The following is a 17,571-nucleotide window of genomic DNA, read 5'->3' as shown; positions in this document are numbered from 1 at the left end:
CTTGGGTGTCGGCCTTTCGCGAGCAAGCTCGCTCCTACACAAGGCATTGGATTTCGCTTGCGCCGTTGGTGTGGTGCCACGGCTCCCTTGTAGGAGCGAGCTTGCTCGCGAACCTTGGGTGTCGGCCTTTCGCGAGCAAGCTCGCTCCTACACAAAACGTTGGATTTCGCTTGCGCCTTTGGTGGGGTGCCATGGCTCCTACGTAAAGCGTTAGAAGCCGCTTTCCCGGAGCAATACCGCCGCCACATGGGTGAGGCCTTCGGCCAGTAGGCTGCGGCGGTTGCCGTCGATCTGCAGGTGGCCACGGGTTTCGCGCAGGGTGTGCGGGGCGGTTTCCAGTTGCACAAGCACGTGGAACAGCGGCGGCGTTGGCACCAGTTCCTTGCCCTGGCTGGCCACGGTCAAGGGGCCGCCATAGCGGGAGGCGAGCATCGCGTGTTCCAGCTTGCTGACGCGGGTGCTGCCGATGGCCACCACCTTGCCGGCGATGGGCGTCGGTTGGCCTTCGGGGTAGAAACGCACCTCACTGCCTTGCACCAGGCGCTGCACGTCGTCCTGGTCGACGTAGGCATCCACCTGCCAGCGGCTCGGGTCCACCAGCATGCCGATGGGCTCGCGGCTGTGTACCCATTGCCCGGCACGCCAGTCAGGGTCGAGGTCCAGCCAACGCCCGGCGAAGGGTGCCTGGAGCTTGAGCCGGGCGATTTCTGAACGCGCGGCGCGGGCCTCCTCGAACTGCACACGCAGGCGCTGGCGCGTGGCCAGGGCCTGGTCAGAACCGCTGGGGTCGGCGATCAGGCCACCAAGGCGAGCTTCGTAACTCTTCACGCTGGCCTCGCTGCTGGTCAGGCGCGAAGCGATGTCCGGCTCTTCCAGGGTGACCAGGGTCGCGCCGGCCTCGACGTTCCCCGCTGCATGGATGGCCTGCAAGCGTGCGGGGTAGGGCGCGAAGACCCGCAACTGCTGTTCGGCACGGGCCACGCCAAGGGCGTGGATCTGGCTGCGCCAGGGCACTGCCAGGAGCAGTAGGAGCACGGCCAGCGCGCCCCACCAGAAGTACCGGCGACTGTTGCGGATGGCGGCTCGATGGGCCCACCAGTGTTTCAATTCACGTGCGATCGGCATGACGATAAACCAGGCGATTTCCACGGCGAACAGCAGGATCCCGAGAAGCTTGAAGAACAGCAGGTAAACCGCGACGGCTATGCCGAGGAACAGCACCAGGCGATAGACCCAGGTGACCATGGCGAAGGCCACCAGGGCGCGGCGCTTGCCGGGGTTGAAGGCTTCCGGCCACTCCTCGTCCAGCCCCAACAGCACGCGCCGCAGGGTGGTCCGCGCCAGCGCCGAGGAACGTTCGTGGAGGTTGGGGAAGTCCAGTAGGTCGGAGAGGATGAAGTAGCCATCGAAGCGCATGAACGGGCTGGCGTTCAGCGCCAGAGAAAGCACCCAGCTGGTAGTGGCGAGGTAGAGCAGGGCGTTGCGCAATGGGCCGGGATCGGACAGGGCCCAGCCGAGGGTCGCCAGGCCGGCAAGGGCCAGTTCGGTGAGGATGCCCGCCGAGGCGATGGCCAGGCGCTGCCGGGAACTGCGCAGCTTCCAGCTCTCGCCGGTGTCGGTGTAGAGCATTGGCCAGAGCACCACGAAGGCGATGCCCATGTGCCCGACGCGAAGCCCCAGGCGCGTCGCCACCAGGGCGTGGCCGAGTTCATGGAGGGTCTTGGCCAGGGCCAGTGCCAGGGCGAAGCTGACCAGCCCGGAGGCGGAGAAGGATTCGACCACCGCCGTGGTGAAGGCGTCCCACTGCTGCAGGACCAGCAGCACGCCGATCACGCCCAGGGTCACCACCAGCCCCCCGGTCAGCGGGCGGAACAGCCAATCCAGATGGCTCGCCAGGCGTTCCAGGTGCCGTTGCGGGCGCAGCAGCGGGATGCGGAAGAACAGATAGTGGTGCAGCCACCATTTCCAGTTGAGCCAGGCATTGCCTTCACTGCGCGAAGCCATGCGGGCCGCGGCATCGGGCGTCGGGCGCAACAGCTGGTGTTGGGCGAGGAACTCACGGAATTCCAGCACCTGCTCCACGTCCGGGCGCAGCGGCGTCTGCTCCTGGATGGCGCTGCAGATCTGCTGCGGGGTGTGCTCCCAGCGCAGCAGGCACTCGAACTCCAGCCAGCCAATGCGATAGAAGCGATTGACCACCGTGTCCTGGATCACCCAGGCGGGCTCGCCATCGTTGCCGGGCGCCGTCTCCAGCAGCCGTAGATCCTCGCGTAACGGCGGCAGCGGCATCTGCGCCGCGTCGACGATCACAGCCCGGTCCAGGCACGCAGCGCGGCAAAGGGCCGGCGCAGCAGGTAGTAACCCAGCACTACCCTTTCGCCGTAGAGCTTGGCGGTGCCGTGCAGACCGAGGCGGGCATGCTCCGGCTGGCCTTCGACACTGGCCAGCAGCCGGTAGGCGACTACGCCTTCCTCATTGGCGCGGGCCTGGTAGCTGGTTTCCAGCACCTCGCCCTTGAGCGGCGAGAGCGGATAGGCGGTGAGGAAGAGCGTGACCTCCGCGCCAGGCTCCAGGGCGATGGCATCGGCTACCGGCAGCTGGATCAACATCGCCGGTTGCGTGGGATCGGCCACCTGGAGAATGCGCTCGCCGGTCGCCACCGGTTTTCCCAGCCAGTCGTTGGGGTCGCTGAACACCGCCACGCCGGCGCGCGGCGAGCGCACACGGGTACGTTGCAACTGCGCCTGGACCGCCGCCAGTTCGGCGCGGCGCTGCTGGGCGCGTCCGTTGAGCAGGGTCAACTCGCTCTTGCTCTGGGGGTTGTCGAAGGCGCGCTGGCTGGCCGCCATCAATTCCGCATCGGCCACCGCGACTTCCTTGCCGAGCACTTCGGCGCGGCTCTTCAGGGTGGTTTCGTCGAGGGTGAAGAGCAGGGTGCCGGCTTCCACCGACTGGTTAGGCCGGACTTGCATGCGCTCGATCACCCCATCGATGGGGGAGCTGATGACCTCCGCCTGGCGCGAGACGATCTCGGCGGGTGCCAGTGCCGTTTGCCGCACCGGTACCAGCATCAGCGCAGCGGCCACCGCCAGCGCGGCCAGGAGTTGGCGCTTGCTCGGGCGCCAGCCGAACAGGCGGCGCCGAGTCGTAAAGGCGGCCCAGCAATGGGCCCAGGTCTGCCAGAGGCCATCGGCCAGCGGCGCCAGGGAGTCGGCCGGCGGGGCATCCAGCAGGAACAGTACTAACCCCAGACGCGTTCCTTCCCTGTCGTGCAGGGGAATGCACCAGAGTCCGGCTGGCCACCACTCGGCCCAGCCTTCGGCGATGTCTTCGGGCGGTTCCACGGCGTCGCGGGCCAGCCAGCGTGGCTGGGCGTCGGGCAGTTGGGTGCTGAGCCAACGGCTGGCGCGACGAAGCCAGACCAGGTAGGGCGAGTCTTCGCTTGGGCGGGCGAGGCCGGAAACGCAGAGCAGTTCCAGGTCCGCGCCACGCTGGGCGAGCACTAGCGCCTGGTGGTAGCGCAGCAACGCATAGGGATCGTTGGCAATGGAGAAGGCCAGGGCGTTGAGCGAGTCGGCGGCGAGGGCGCGATCGCGCAGCGCGGCCAGCGCCAGCAGCAACTGCGGGTGTGGCAGGCGGTCATTCATGGGCTTGCGGGAAGCGTGCGGTGCCGCTCATGCCGGCGATCAGTTCCGGGTGCTCGGCGTCGAGCCGCGCTTCCAGTTCCACGGTCTGGGCCACAGCGTCGACTCGTGAGTTGATGGCGCTGATGTGGGCGCCATAGGACTTCCCGGTTTCCAGGATGCTGACCTCCAGCGCCAGGCCGGGCTTGAGCTGCGGCAACAGGCTCGACGGCACGTTCAGGCGCACCTTGAGGGCACCGTCGCTGACCAGGTCGAACAACGGCGTACCGGCCGCCACGGTCTGGTAAGGCTTCACGTGCACCTTGGCGACCCGGCCGGAGAAGGGCGCCTGTACCCGGCAGTAGCCGCTCTGGGCCTGGGCCAGGGAGCGGGCGCCTTCAGCCTTCTGGACCTCGGTGTTGGCCATGGCCACTTCCAGGTCGCCTACCGCATCCAGCTTGCGCAGGTTGCGTTTGGCATCGAGGTTCTGCCGGGCCATGGTCAGCTCGGCAGCGGCGACCTTGGCACGGGCCTGGGCCTCTTCGCAGTTGAGCTGGGCCAACAGGGCGTCTTTCGCCACCTGCTGGCCGAGGGACGCCTTGAGTTCGCCGAGGGTGCCGTTCATCTGGCTGGAAAGCGTGGTTTCCAGGTCAGCGCTGAGCAGCACGCGGATGGCGCCGGGGTCCTCGCTGGGGGCGGCCGGGGGCAGGTCATCGGCAAGGGCGATGGGTAACGGTAGAGACAGGACAAGGGACGCAAACAGGGCGAGCAGACTGCGCTCAGCGATCGACGACATGCGGTGTTCCTTATTTGCTGACCAGAAGTTTGCTGTGTTCCTGTTCACCCAGGGTGCGCTGGATTTCTCGGGCCAGCGTCTGGATGTCGTGCTTCTCGATCTGCTCCGGGAGGATGTCCAGGCCAACGGAGTTGTACAGCCGGCCCCAGGCCGCCTGGGCGTCCGAGTAGGCGGCTTCACGCTGGTAGCGCGAAAGCAGGTAGCGGCCTTCGGCGCGGATCAGCTCCAGCTCCGAGCCGAAGGAGGTGGTGCGCGCCGCCTGGGCGTAGTCCAGCAGACTCTGGTCCACCCGCAGGCTCTGGTCGGCGAATTCCACTTCCTGGCGCGCCAGCTGGTAGCGCAGGGTGCCCACCCGGACCTGGGTGAGGATGGCCATGGACAGTGCCACACGGCGCATGTCGTCGGTCTTTTCCTGGGATTCGGCGGCGGCGTTCAACGACGGCAGCTGCAGCAGGCGCAGCAGGTTCATGGACACCTGCAGGCCGGTCTCCGTCCAGTCGCTGTTGTAGAGGAATTTGTTGGAGTCGTACTTGTAGCCGAAATCCAGGCTGACGTTGGGCCAGAGCTGGGCCTTGGCGATCTTCAGGTCATTCTCGTTGACCCGCTTGCGGTACCACTCTTCCATGATCTCCGGGCGGTTTTCCAGGGAGATCTGTTCTAGCCGGTCGATGTCCTGGTTCAGTTCCGGCAGCGGTTGCTCGGTCTGGTCGGCGAGGATCAGCTTCGACCCCGGCGGCAGCGACATCAGCGCGGACAGTTCGGCCTGGGCGAACTCCAGGTCCTGGCGGCGCACGGTGAGCAGGTAGATCGAGTCGAGCAGGGCGCGCTGGTAGGACAGCACTTCCTGGCGTGGCAGGAGGCCCTTGGTTTCGGCTTCGCGGGCGGAAAGCAGTGCCTGGTGGGTACGCACCAGCAGGCGGTCGACCTGGGGCATCAGGCGCTGGGCGCCGACTGCGCGCCAGTAGGCGTTGCGCACATCCTGCAGGACGTTCTGCGCCACCTTGCGGCGACGCTCCTCGGCCATGAGGATCTGGTCGCTCTTCTGCTGGGTACGGTAGTAGGCGACGCCGAAGTCCAGCAGGCTCCAGGAGAGGCCCAAACCGTAGAGTTCGCGGTAGCGCTCTTCGGAGGTGGATGCCCGCAAGCTTTCCTCGCGGTCCTCGATGCCAATGGAGGTGCCGCCGGAGTCGTTGTTTCGCCCGGCATAGCCAGCCGAGGCGACCACGCGCGGGAGCATTTCATGGCTGGAGACGTCGCGCAGGTCACTGGCCAACGCGCTTTCCATGAGCTTCAGGCGGTAGTCCAGGTTGTACTTCAAGGCCCGGGCCGCAGCCTCGTAGAAGGTGATCGGGGCGGTCACCGGCTCTTGATTCGAGTACATCTGCGCCTGGTCGCGGATGATGCGCTGCCGGCTTTCCTCGTCGGTGTACTCGTGGGGCTTCATGGCCGAGCAGGCGCCCAGCAGCAGGGTGGAGGCGATGGCGGCGCTGAGCAGCGTGTAGGGCGTTCTTGGCATGGTCGATCCTTGGTCCTTGCTTATTCGGTTGGCCCATTGCCCAGCGCACGCAGGCGCTCGGCGGCCTCGCGCAGCTGGGCACGGAAGCCGGGGGCGGTGCGGGCGTCGGAGGGCGGCGGCAACTGGGCATCGCCCTTCGTCAGGTTGTCCGTGGTAGGGGCGAACACCGACGGGTCGGGCAGCAGGCCATCGGCGCTCAGACTGGTCCGGCCGTGACGGCCGAGAATCCAGGCCAGGTCGAGGTCGCTGTTGGCGCTGCTGTCGTGTACCGCGCGGGAGACGAACTGCCCCTTGATCTGGCCGAAGTGGGCGTTCAGGGTTTCGCTCTCGATTTCCGGCTCCAGACCCAGGCGCAGATCGCTGCCGTCGGCATCCCAGCCGGACAGCATCAGCTGGCGATCATTGCGTTCCACCACCGGGCCGACGAAGACCACCGGGTCCAGGCCGGGCAGCGGCGGGCGGCGGAACGGGTCGAGATCGTCACGGTCCTCGTGCGGGCCGATGGGTTCCCGTGGAGCGGGGATGAAGGGCGCGGCGATATCCAGGTCGATCGTCAGCTGCGCCAGGTCGGTCGCGCCGGCGCGGTCGCCCACCGTGTAGGTGAAGACATCCTGCAGCACGCGACCGAGGCCAGCGGCCCTGAGCACTTCGGGGTTGGTCAGGTCGATGCTGTAGGTGTAACTGCCGTCGGCATTGATCACCAGGGTGCCGTAGCGTCCGGCGATGGGCTGGCCGACCAGACCCGCCGTGCCGGTGCCGTTCTCCGCACCGCTGCGGATGCCCACTACCTGCAGTTGCTCACCGCCGTCCACGTCCGAGTCGTTCGGCAGCACATTGCCGGTGGCCTGGGGCGCCGGGGTCTGGTCGCTGGCGAGGTTGCCGTCGTCCTGGGCGACCGGATTGTCGTTGGCGCCCTGGATCAGCAGGTTCAGCCGCGCTTCGGACTGAGCGCCGGTCGTGTCGCGCATGACGTAGGTGAAGGTTTCGCGCAGGGTTTCGCCGGCGGTGCGCAGTGCCTGTACCAACGGGTTGGCGTTATCCAGCACATAGATATAGCTGCCATCGGCATTCAGGGTCAGCGTGCCGTAGCGGCCCACCAGGGCCTGCCCGACCAGCGCGCTGTTGCCCAGTTCGCTGGTGGCCGAGAGGACCTGCCGGGTTTCGCCGTTGGCGACGCTGTCCACGTCCTGGTCGTTGGTCAGGACGTTGCCGGTGGGGTCGCTGCCCGGGATGGCGTTAGCCACGCCGCCGGCCTCGACCGCCGTGGCGTCGTCATCCTGGGCGACTGGCGTGTCGTTGCGACCGTCGATGGTGATGCGCAGTTCGGCGGTATCGGTCGCCAGATGCGTGTCGGCGAGCGTGTAGGTGAAAACATCCACCAGGGTCTGCCCGCTGATGCGCAGCGCCTGGACTGCGGCCAGGCTGTTGTCGACCACGTAGGTCCAGCTGCCGTCGGCGTTGATCGTCAGGTCGCCGTAGAGGCCGCGCAGTACGGTGCCAACGGTCCCGCTGGTGCCAGTGCCTGCTTCGCTACCGGTGCGAATGGCCGATACCGAGAGCTGCTGTCCTTCCAGATCCGTGTCATTGCCGAGCACGTTGCCGCTGGGGTTCAGCCCCGGAACATCGTTGTTCAGGCCACCTGCCTCGATGGCCGTTGCCTCGTCGTCGAAGCCATCCGGGGCGTCGTTGCGACCAATGACGATGATCGACAGTTGCGCCAGGTCGGTGAGTCCGCCGAGGTCGGTCACCTCATAGGTGAAGTGATCCACCAGGGTGTCCAGCAGGTCGAGGGCGAGCACGTCCGGGTTGGAAATATCGATGGTGTAGTGGTAGCTGCCATCGGCATTGATGATCAGGGTGCCGTATTGGCCGACCAGCACGTTGCCGACAGAACCGGCAGTGCCGCTGCCGTTCTCCGGCCCCGTGCGGATGCCGGTGACGGTGAGCTGGTCGCCCTGGTCGACATCGCTGTCGTTGGGCAGGACGTTACCGGTGGGGTTCAAGACCAGACCGTCACCATTGTCGGTGATGGCGATATTCAGGTCGTCCGCGGCGACCGGGGCGTCCCAGGCGCCCTGGATGGTGATGGTGATGCGGGCGATGCTCAGGGCGCTGGCAGTGTCGCGCATGCGGTAGGAGAAGACTTCCTGCAGCGTGTCGCCGGGCTTGAGGGCCTGGACTGCCGCAAGCGCGTTGTTCACCACGTAATGCGATTCGCCATTGGGCTGAACGATCAAGGTGCCGTAGAGGCCGTCGATGCTCTGGCTGCCGGTGACCAGGGTGAAGTTCGCGCCTCCCAGCTCGTCGCCGAGGCGGATACCGATGAGCGTCTTGGTATCGCCGGCGTCGACGTCGGTGTCATTGGCCATGACGTTGATGCGCGGGTCGATACCGATGGTGCCGTTGTTGGTGCCGCCGGCCTCCACGGCGACCAGGTCCACACGGATCGCGTGCGGGTTGTCGTTCCGGCCCTGGATGGTGATGGTGAGGGTGGCGGTGCTGAGGGCGCCAGCCAGGTCGCGAATGGTGTAGGTGAAGGTTTCGCTCAGGGTATCGCCAGCAATGCGCAGGGCTTCCACACGGGGATCGTCGTTATCGACGAGGTAGGTGTAGCTGCCGTCGGCATTCAAGGTCAGGGTGCCGTAATCGCCGAGCAATGCGCTGCCGACGGTGCCGATATCGGCGCCGTGGCGTACACCGACCACGGTGAGCGTCTCGCCATTGAGGTCGACGTCGGTGTCGTTGGCCAGGACATTGCCGGTCGGGTCGACCCCATCCAGATTGTTGTCAAGGCCACCGGCTTCGACGGCGATGGCGCTGTCATTGTTGGCGACCGGCGCATCGTTGGCACCTTCGATGGTGATGCTCAGCAGTGCGATGTCGGTGGCTCCGGCGGTGTCGACGACGCTGTAGTTGAAGGTCTCGAGCAGCGTATTGCCGGCCCGCAGGGCCTGTACCGCCGCCAGGCTGTTGTCCAGGCGGTAGCTGTAGCTGCCGTCGGCGTTCAGGGTCAGCCAGCCATATTGGCCACGCAGTTCGCTGCCGAGGGTGCCCGTTGTACCCGCACCTTCCACGGCACCGGTACGCACCGATCCCACCACCTTGGTTTCGCCGTAATCGATGGCATCGAGGGCGCCGCCATCGACATCGGTGTCGTTGTCCAGCACGTTGCCAATCGGGTCGACCCCGGCGCTGCCGTTGTTCACACCACCGGCTTCGACAGCCGTGGCGGTGTCATCGGTCGCCACCGGGTTGTCGTTGCGGCCGAGGATGAGGATCACCAGCTGCGCGGACTGGGGCGCTTCCACGCCATCGGAAATGGCATAGGTGAAGCGCTCGATGAGGAAGTCCGAGAGCAGGCGCAGGGCCTGCACTTCGGGGTTGTCGTTGTCCAGGACGTAGCTGTAGGTGCCGTCGGCATTCAGCGTCAGGGTGCCGTACTGGCCGTCGAAGGCCTGGCCGATGGTGCCCGTGGTGCCCAGTTCGTCATTGCTGACGGAGATCACGCTGATCGGATCGCCGTCCGGATCGACATCGAACAGCAGGGCGTCGCCCGTGGGGTCGAGGCCCGCTTGGCCGTTGGCGACGCCACCGCGTTCGACGGCGATGTTGAAGTGGTCCTGGGCAATGGGCGGGTCGTTGACCCCACGGACAGTGATCACCAGTTGCGCCAGGTCGGTGAAGCCGTTGGTATCGATGATCTGGTAGGTGAAGGTCTCGGTCAGGGTCTGGCCGGCCTGCAGGGCCTGCACCGTCGGGTTGGCGCTGTCCACGTCATAGGTGAAGGAACCGTCGGCGCCGATGCGCAGCAGGCCGAAGTTGCCCAGCAGCAGGGTGGCACCAGTGGTACTGGTAGACCCGGTAGCTACCCCGATCAGGACACCGCCCGCCGTTTCCAGGCCCGAGCGCACGCCATTGACCCTGAGCAGGGTATTGGGTCGGTCGGCCGCATCGACGTCGTTGTCCACGCCATTGCCGCCAGGCTGGGTGACCGGTCCGGGGCGGCTGGGGAAGCGGATGACGTTGCCGCTGGGATTGCTTTCACCGATGGCGGTGGGACCGGAGCCGGCCTGGGCGACGGCCCGGTCATCGCTGGCCAGGGGGTTGTCGTAGTTGCCGCGTATGGTGATGCGCAGCTCGGCCAGGTCGTTCAAGCCTGCCGTATCGGTGACCTGGTAGCTGAAGAACTCGGTCAGCGTGTCGTTCGGCCCCAGCCGCTGCACGGCGGTGGCGTTTTCGTTGAGCACATAGGTATAGGTGCCATCGGAGGCGATGTTCAGCGTGCCGTAGGTGCCGATGACGTTCACGCTGCCGCCGGCAGGAACGATGAACAGCAGGCCTGGTGCGAGCTCACGCAGGGCGCGCGCGCCGCTGACCCTCTTGGTTTCGCCGTAGTCGATCGGGTCCGCCGGGATCTCGCCGCCGTCTACATCCAGGTCGTTGTCCAGCACATTGCCGGTGGCGTTGGCACCGGGCACCGGGAAGCCGGTTGGCGGGGTGTCGCCGGGGTTACCGACGTCGGTGTTGTTGACGCCGCCTTTCTCGATGGCGGTGCCCTCGTCATTGACGCCCACCGGGGTGTCGTTGGCACCCTGAATGACCACCGAGAGCGTGGCCGAGGACTGCAGCGGCGGCCCGCCCAGGCCGATGTCCGAGATTACGTAGCTGAAGGTCTCGTTCAACTGGTCGCCCGCCTGGCGCAGCGCCTGTACCTCGGGATTGGCGTTGTCGACGATGTACTGGTAGGCACCATTGGACTGGACCACCAGTTTGCCGTAGCGGCCCAGGACTTCCACCGAGCCGAGCAGGGGAACCGAGACCGGTACGCCGAGTGGCGAGGTGACCGAAACGACGCGGATCTGGTCGCCATTGGTGGCGATATCGACATCGGTATCGTTTTCCAGCAGGTTGTCACGCGGGTCGACACCCGGCAGGCGGTTGAACGTACCGCCGGCTTCCACCGCCGTGGCGTTGTCGTTAACCGCAATGGGGGCGTCGTTCACCGGGTCGAGGCGGATCACCAGGAAGTCGTCGTCGGTGCGTGCATCCGCCAGTTCGCCGGGAATGCCGTTGCCGTTGAAGTCGCCGTAGTTGCCCAGGTCGTTGCTCACGACCTGGAGGAAATCGACGCCGTTGAAGTTGAGGTTGCCCAGGTAGCTGAGGCCTGCGAGGGCGGCGTTGATGTCGGCGATCCGACCCACCAGCACCATGTTCGCGGTACCGGCGCCAGTAACCGTCACGCCGGTGGTCGGACCGGTGAGGGACAAGGTGCCGCGAAGTACGTTGAGGTTGACCTGGATGGCGCGGCTGGCGACGACCGGGTCACGCTCGGCATCGACGTCGCTGACACTGATGCCGGGAATCGCCAGGGGCGTGTCTTCGAGTCCCGGCTGGAAGCCGGGGAGGGTGTTCACCGGGGCATCGTTGAGTTCGACATAGCCGGAGTTGGCTTGTTGCGCCACGCCTTCGCCCAGGGTCACCTGAACCTGGCCGAGGGTACTGCCATCGGTATCGATGCGAATCCGCAATTCGCCGAACTGGGCAATGCTGTTCACCGTGGTCGGCGCGTCGATGCGGAACAGGCCGCTGGGTAGCACCCCGAAGGAGAAGCGGCCATTGGCGTTGGTGGTCGTGGTGAAGGTCTTGTCGTCGCCACTCCCGAACACACCGTCATTACCGGCCCAGATCAGGTTGATGGCCTGGTTGGCGATGGCCAGTTCGTAGGCGGGTGTGCCGGGAACCGGATCAGGGTCGGGCGTGGCGTCGTTCGGCGCGGTGGCGGCGGTGCCCGTGTCGTTCCACAGGGTGCCGCTGATGATCCCGAGCCCGGCACCTTCGCGCAGCACGTAGTTGTTCAGGGTGGCGCCGGGGCCATCGACGCCGGTGCGCTCGCCCGTGGCCGTGCTGTCGGGGCCCACTGCTGTGCCGCCCCAACTGGTGAAGGATTCCGGCAGGCTGCTCCAGCTCAGGGTGGCATCGGTGCTGGCGATGGTCGCGCTATTCGGTACCTGGACGCTGTACACCACGCTGACGCTGGTGCCCGGGTCGATCCGCGCGATATCCACGGTCACGCCGCCCGTGGCGCTGAAGCTGACGCCGGCCGGCAGGTTGCCCGGGCCGTAGGTGTTGGCGCCGATGGTGATGCTGAGCAGGGTGTAATTACTACCGGTGGGGAAGCCGTCGGTCAGGTGCACGTCATAGGCTGGCAGACCGCCGTTGGCGGTGAATCCGACCGTGACGGTGGCGGTCCCGAGGGTGCCACCGGGGTTCGCGTTGAAGTCGGTGACAGTCTTGTTCAGGCCGGCGAAGCCAGGCTCGACGATGCGCTCGAACAGGGTATCGCTGGTGGCGCGGAAGTTGCCGTTGACGCGGTCCTGGACGAAGACGCCGAGCTGGGTGGCGGACTGGTTGCCGAGGCTGTTGTCCACGCGGGCGTTGAACTCGAAGACCACGCCTTCGAGGTCGTCATCGTTGCCGTCGTTCCCGGTGCCGAAGGGGCCGTTGGTGAGGTTGCCGAGGTTGAGGGTTACCACCTGCCTGCCGTTGCCGTCGGTGGTGAGCACTACGTAAATGGGGTTGATCACACCGGTGGGGGCCGCGCCGGTCAGGTCCGGGGTGATGAACTGGGCTTCCGGGCTGTTCTCGTTGCCAATGATCTGCAGGGTGCCGCCAATGATCAGGTCGCCCAGGCTGGTGACCAGGCCGCCATCGGAAATGAAGCCGATGCGCATGGTGCTGAGGTCGTCCACCGTCAGCCCGTCGTCGAGGGTGATGATCAACTGGTAGTTGGGGTTGCTGCCCTCGGGTACCAGCACGGTCGCGCGATAGCGGATGATCTCGCCGATGCTCACGGTTTCGAGTGCCGCACCGGTTGGATTGGGCGCAGCGGTATCGCCAAGGCCGCCGACGCGGGAGAAGCGGATGCCTTGCGCCACCGGGATGATCAGGACGCTGGTGCGCTGGTAGTCGTTGAGCGCGCCGGTGTTGATCAGGCCATCCTGGCCGGTGCGCTCGCCGGCCGGGTCGGCAGCGCCATTGATGTTGGTGCCATTCAGGCTGGTCCAGCGCACGTCCGCCAGGTTGTCGAAGCGGGCCACGGACGCGCCCGTGGCGTTCACCACGCCAGTCACGCGGATGACGATGGTGCCGCCCTTGGCAATGTCGACGTTGCCGGTGTTGATCAGGAACCGACCGTTCGGGTCGAGGACGAAGCTGCCGCTGATATCGGTACTGACCCCGCCTACGGTGTAGGTCACGCTGACCAGGGCGAGCTGGTCCATCTCGGTGGGCAGCTGGCTGGAGAAGGCGATGTCGAAGGCATCGAAGTCACTGCCGCCGTTGCCGTTGGCGATGGTGATACTGAAGTCGACGCGGTCGCCTTCGTCGAAGCCCAGGCCCGGGTTGGTGATCAGCTGCTGGGTGAGCTGCAGGGTAGGTTCCTGGATGGTGATCGCCGGCTTGGTACCGGTGAGGTTCACGTCGCGGTTCAACGGGGCGGTGCCGTTGGGCGTGTCGCCATCGGGGTCGCTGTAACTCAGGCGGGCGTCGTTCTGCCGCACGCCACCGGCCTGGTTGCCGATCACGTTGCTGGCCACCAGGCGCACGCGGATCACGAAGCTGTTGTTGCCGACGTTGTTGTCGCCGGCTGCGCTGGACGCGGTGAAGGTGAAGCGCGCATCGGCGCCGTCGGCACCCAGGGTGCCGCTGGGGGCGGTGAGGCTGCCGATGGTGACGGCGCCGACGAAGTTGGCCGACAACGCGCCACCAGCGGTGGTGATCAGTTGATAGCCCAGGTTGCCATTGAAGGCGGTGTCCAGGCGCAGGCCGGGCGGGATCAGGTCGTCAATGCGCAGGTTCTGGGTCGAGCCTTCCGGCAGCGTGATGACGATGTCGTAAAGCATGCTTTCGCCGACCACCAGGTTCGCCCCGGTGGTGTGAGCGGCGCTGGAGTCGCCATTGTCCAGGCTGCCGCCGGCGAAGCCCTTGCTGATCACCGGTGCGGCGACCTGCTGATTGGCAAGGTCGGAAAGCGGAACGGGGACGAAGTTCTGCCCGCCCTCGGCGCTGGCGTAGTGGGTCAGCTCGGCGGTGGTCTGCAGGGTGGCGCTGGCGCCGATGGCCGCCGCTACCTGCACGTCGTAGGTGATCACCACCAGGTTGGCGCCGCTGTTGTCGGCAGCCGTACCCGGCCGGCCGGCCAGCAGGGCGCCGACGCCGGGACCATCGATGAAGGTGATGGTGTTGGTGGCGTTGTCCACGGTGAAGTGGGTGCCGGCCACCAGCTGCGTGCCGTCTCCGCGATAGATCAGCAGGTTGGCGCTGGACAGGTTGCCGCCGACGAAGGACAGGCCCGGCGGAAGGGTGATGCGAGTGCTGACGTCATAAGCGTTGCCGCCGCCACGGTTCTCGATGGCGGTGGCCAGACGCAGGCGGTCGCTGGCGTCGATGCCGGTGACGTTGCCGTTGACCGCGAGGATGTCGGTGATGCTGCCGCTGAAGGGGACGCCGGCGGTCCCCGGCGCATTCCAGGTGCCGGTGGTACCGGTCACCGTGCCATGGCTGGTGGAGACCACGCCGTGGCTCATGCTGAGCACGGGTTCTGCCACCGAGGCGATCAGTGTCACGTCGTCGGTGGTGAGCAGGACGCTCTTGTCCAGGGTACGGGTCTGGCTGGATTCGCCCAGTACGTTGAAGGCGCGCTGGTCAGCGAACGGCTGGTCGCTGACGGTGAGGGTGAAGTCGATGGCGATCCGGCTGCCATTGATGCCCGGGTTCACATAGTCGGCGAAGGTGAACACCAGTGAGTTGCCGGGGCCGATGGTGACCGACGTGGGGCTGTTGGGGTTGGTATTGCCGGTGGCCAGGCGCCAGATGGTGTTGGGGTCGATACCGGTCAGGTCGAACAGCGGCAGCGGCAGGTAGGCGGTGAGCTTGAAGTTCTCGTAGTCACCGGTGACCAGGTCGTAGCTGAGGCGGAAGGTGACCGAGTCGCCGGGGCGCAGCTCGGTGCCCGGCGCCGGGGCACCACCGCCGTTGAGATCGGCCAGGTCGATATTCACCTGGCTGGTGGGGATGGTGCTGACGGTGTTGGAGATGTCGCTCTCGTCGAAGCCGCTGAGGTTGTTCGGGTCGAACAGGACGGTGGCGGTCACGGTGGCGTTGTTGCCGAAGGAGTCGCCTTCGTTGATTTCGCTGTGGGGCGCGCCCGCCGGCGGGGTGTAACTCTGGGCAACCCGTGCCTGATAGGCGAGCACTGCGAGGGTGGCGCCTTGCAGCAGGTTATCGAACGCCAGGTCACCGTTGAGCCACTGGCGGAGACCGAACGCATTGGCCAGGGAGCCGCCGATATTGAAGATGATGGACGTACTGCCATCGGCGTTGACGATGGTTTGAGAAATGAGGGCGACGGTCTGGGTAATACCGTTCTGACTAATGGTCAGGGTGGCGGTACCGGGGATCAGGGTCTGCCCGTCGCCGAGGCGGTCGAAGACCGCAAATTGACCGACACCGAGAAAGGTCCTGCCGAAGGCGAAATAGTCGGAGAGGGCGATGTTCAATCGGTAGTCCAGGACATCCCCCGGGCTGAGGCCGGTGCTGCCGATATCGGTACGCACGCTGACCTGCTTCTGCAGGGTGATGGACTTGGCGACGAAGCTGACGTCGTCGCCGGTTCCGTCGAAGGCGATCTGGCCATTGGTGGCGTCGCGAGGGTCGAGAGGGACCCAGTTGCCGGCCGCAGTCGGTCCGTCGAAGGTGATGGTGACGTCATCACCGGTGGCGGCATTGAGCACGGGCACGCCATTGGCGTCGTCGTCCGGGACGAAGAACTGCACGCTGGTGGTGGTCGGCGCGTTCAAGGTCGGATAGCGGACGGTGAACTCGCTGATGTACAGGTCGTTGCTGAGGTCGCCGTCGCTGTTCTGCGCCAGGATGCGCTGGATGAACGTCGGATCGGTAACCGTGCTGCCGTTGTGGAAAGTGATCGAGGTAATGATGCCGCCACCACCGGGTGTAATGGCGGTCACGATGACGTTGTTCGGCACCGGCTGGGTCAGTACCACATCGGTCAGGGTCTGGGCGTCGGCCGGGGTGATGGTGACGTCCAGAGAACGACCATAGTTGGGGCCGGTCGCGGTTTCGCCTTCAGGGGTGGTGATGATCTGGTCGAAGGTGATCACCGTCGGGTGCACCACGTAGCTGTCGGCGTTGGCGGACGGCTCCAGGATGCTGGGGTCGGTCGCCGGGTTGTTCAGGGAGTCGTTGCCGTATTGGAAGCCGCTACGCGCACGGATGGTCAGGTCCGGCGTCGATCCGGAGAAGGAGAAATCGGTATCCGCCAGGTCGCTCAACGCAGCCGTCACTTGCACGGTGATGGGTGGCTGGCCCTGGGCGACGCTGGCAAACGGCAGTTCGACCACTACCATCTGGTCGCCGGCGCGCATGCCGAAATCGGCCGCATTGATGATCACCGGCTTGCCGTCGGTTCCCACTGCCAGCGGGTGGCTGGCTTGGCCGTTGGCGTCGAAGGTCAGGACATGGGTGGTGAGGTTCTGCCCGAGGTAGCTGGCCGTGACGAAGGTGATGCCGTCGTCGATCTCTGCGCCTGCACCGTCCTTGCCTGTCGCGGGGAAGAACAGGTCGAGGAAGGGCGCATAGCCGGTATCGGCGGTGATATTGGTGAAGGTAACGTCGAAGTTGAAGGTGTTTCCCAGCAGTACATCGGCGCCGCCGGAGAGGGTAGTGGTCGGCCCGGCCGCCAGCAGCCGGTCGTAGTCGGCGGTGGCTGCGGCAGCCAGGGCGATGGGCTTGTCGATTTCGCCGCTGGTGACTTCGAGGTCCCAGTCGCCGCCTGCGCGAGCGCTGCCGGTGTCATCACTGGAAGCGGCGACGTCGGCGCCGGTCCAGCGCGCCAGTTCGTTGACCAGGGTACGCCCGGCGCTGCCTTCGCCAACCTTGCAGCCGTAGAGCTGGATATCGGCGCCTTCGCTGAGCGACTGGCTCCACTGGCTGAGGGGCTGGGCGAACTGGCCGATGTTGTCGGCGCTCAGGGTAGTCTTGCCGAGGGTGAACTCGCCGGCGGCGCCATGGGAAAGGATCTGGATGGAATCCACCTGGCCGAGCTGGGCCAGTGCGGTGGAGATGGCGGCCAGACCATCCTGGTTGGCTTCCACGACCAGTACTTCGACATTGCCGGGCAGTTGCGCGGTCAGTTTCTCACGGCCGTCGATGCGGCTGTCCAACACCAATAGGTGACGGCTGGCGGAGGGCTGCTGGCCGGGCTCGCTGCGGGCGTCGGTGGGCGTGGCGTGATCAGTGGCGGCGGGTTTCCCGGCGTCACCCGTGTCCTGGTGCTGCTGGTCCGCGGCTGTAGCGGCGGCACCGTCGAACAGGATGCGTGGTTCCAGGGCCAGGGCACGGCGCTGGGGTCTGAATGCGGGCGGCACGGGGGTGCCGGGCTTGGTATCAATATCCATATGTTCACCAAGAGACCTGTCGCGCAAGGGCAGGCCTGTAACGTTTGAGATTCAGTACCGCGAAAACACCCCGTGCCCGTGATGGCGCAGGGTGCTGATGCAATCTCTACTGGATGCTGCGGCGCAAGAAATCCGGCTGTGCCCGGGTCATTTAATGGACCT

General features: G+C 66.1%; 5 protein-coding genes. All 5 read right to left on the bottom strand.

Translation table 11 applies throughout. The annotated features are described in order from the left end of the window. Nucleotides 1-210: 210 nt before the first annotated feature. Genes DM872_RS25080 through DM872_RS25060 form a run of 5 tightly spaced genes read right to left on the bottom strand, consistent with a single transcriptional unit; the run spans nt 211 to nt 17,409 of the window. On the bottom strand, nt 211-2,307 hold the full coding sequence (locus DM872_RS25080; RefSeq protein WP_179061972.1) for an HlyD family efflux transporter periplasmic adaptor subunit: 2,097 nt from the start codon (nt 2,305-2,307) through the stop codon (nt 211-213). Continuing rightward, nucleotides 2,307-3,647, bottom strand: coding sequence for an efflux RND transporter periplasmic adaptor subunit (locus DM872_RS25075; RefSeq protein ID WP_179061944.1), 1,341 nt, complete (start codon nt 3,645-3,647; stop codon nt 2,307-2,309). Before DM872_RS25075 ends, DM872_RS25080 begins: the two co-directional genes overlap by 1 nt. Further along, the gene (locus DM872_RS25070; protein ID WP_179061943.1) at nt 3,640-4,419 is read right to left on the bottom strand and encodes an efflux RND transporter periplasmic adaptor subunit; all 780 of its coding nucleotides are present in this window, start codon (nt 4,417-4,419) and stop codon (nt 3,640-3,642) included. The genes DM872_RS25075 and DM872_RS25070 overlap by 8 nt, the downstream gene beginning before the upstream one ends. A gap of 10 nt (nt 4,420-4,429) precedes the next feature. Beyond that, nucleotides 4,430-5,935 (bottom strand): TolC family protein, encoded by a 1,506-nt coding sequence (locus DM872_RS25065; RefSeq protein ID WP_179061942.1) that lies wholly within the window; start codon nt 5,933-5,935, stop codon nt 4,430-4,432. A 20-nt stretch (nt 5,936-5,955) separates the two neighbouring features. Then, nucleotides 5,956-17,409, bottom strand: a complete 11,454-nt coding sequence (locus DM872_RS25060) for a VCBS domain-containing protein (protein WP_179061941.1) — start codon at nt 17,407-17,409, stop codon at nt 5,956-5,958. Between the last annotated feature and the right edge of the window lie 162 nt (nt 17,410-17,571).

The organism is Pseudomonas taiwanensis (genome assembly GCF_013393345.1).
GTDB lineage: Bacteria > Pseudomonadota > Gammaproteobacteria > Pseudomonadales > Pseudomonadaceae > Metapseudomonas > Metapseudomonas resinovorans_C.
Note: the sequence above shows the minus strand (reverse complement) of the source record. Positions and strands in the feature narration are given on the sequence as shown.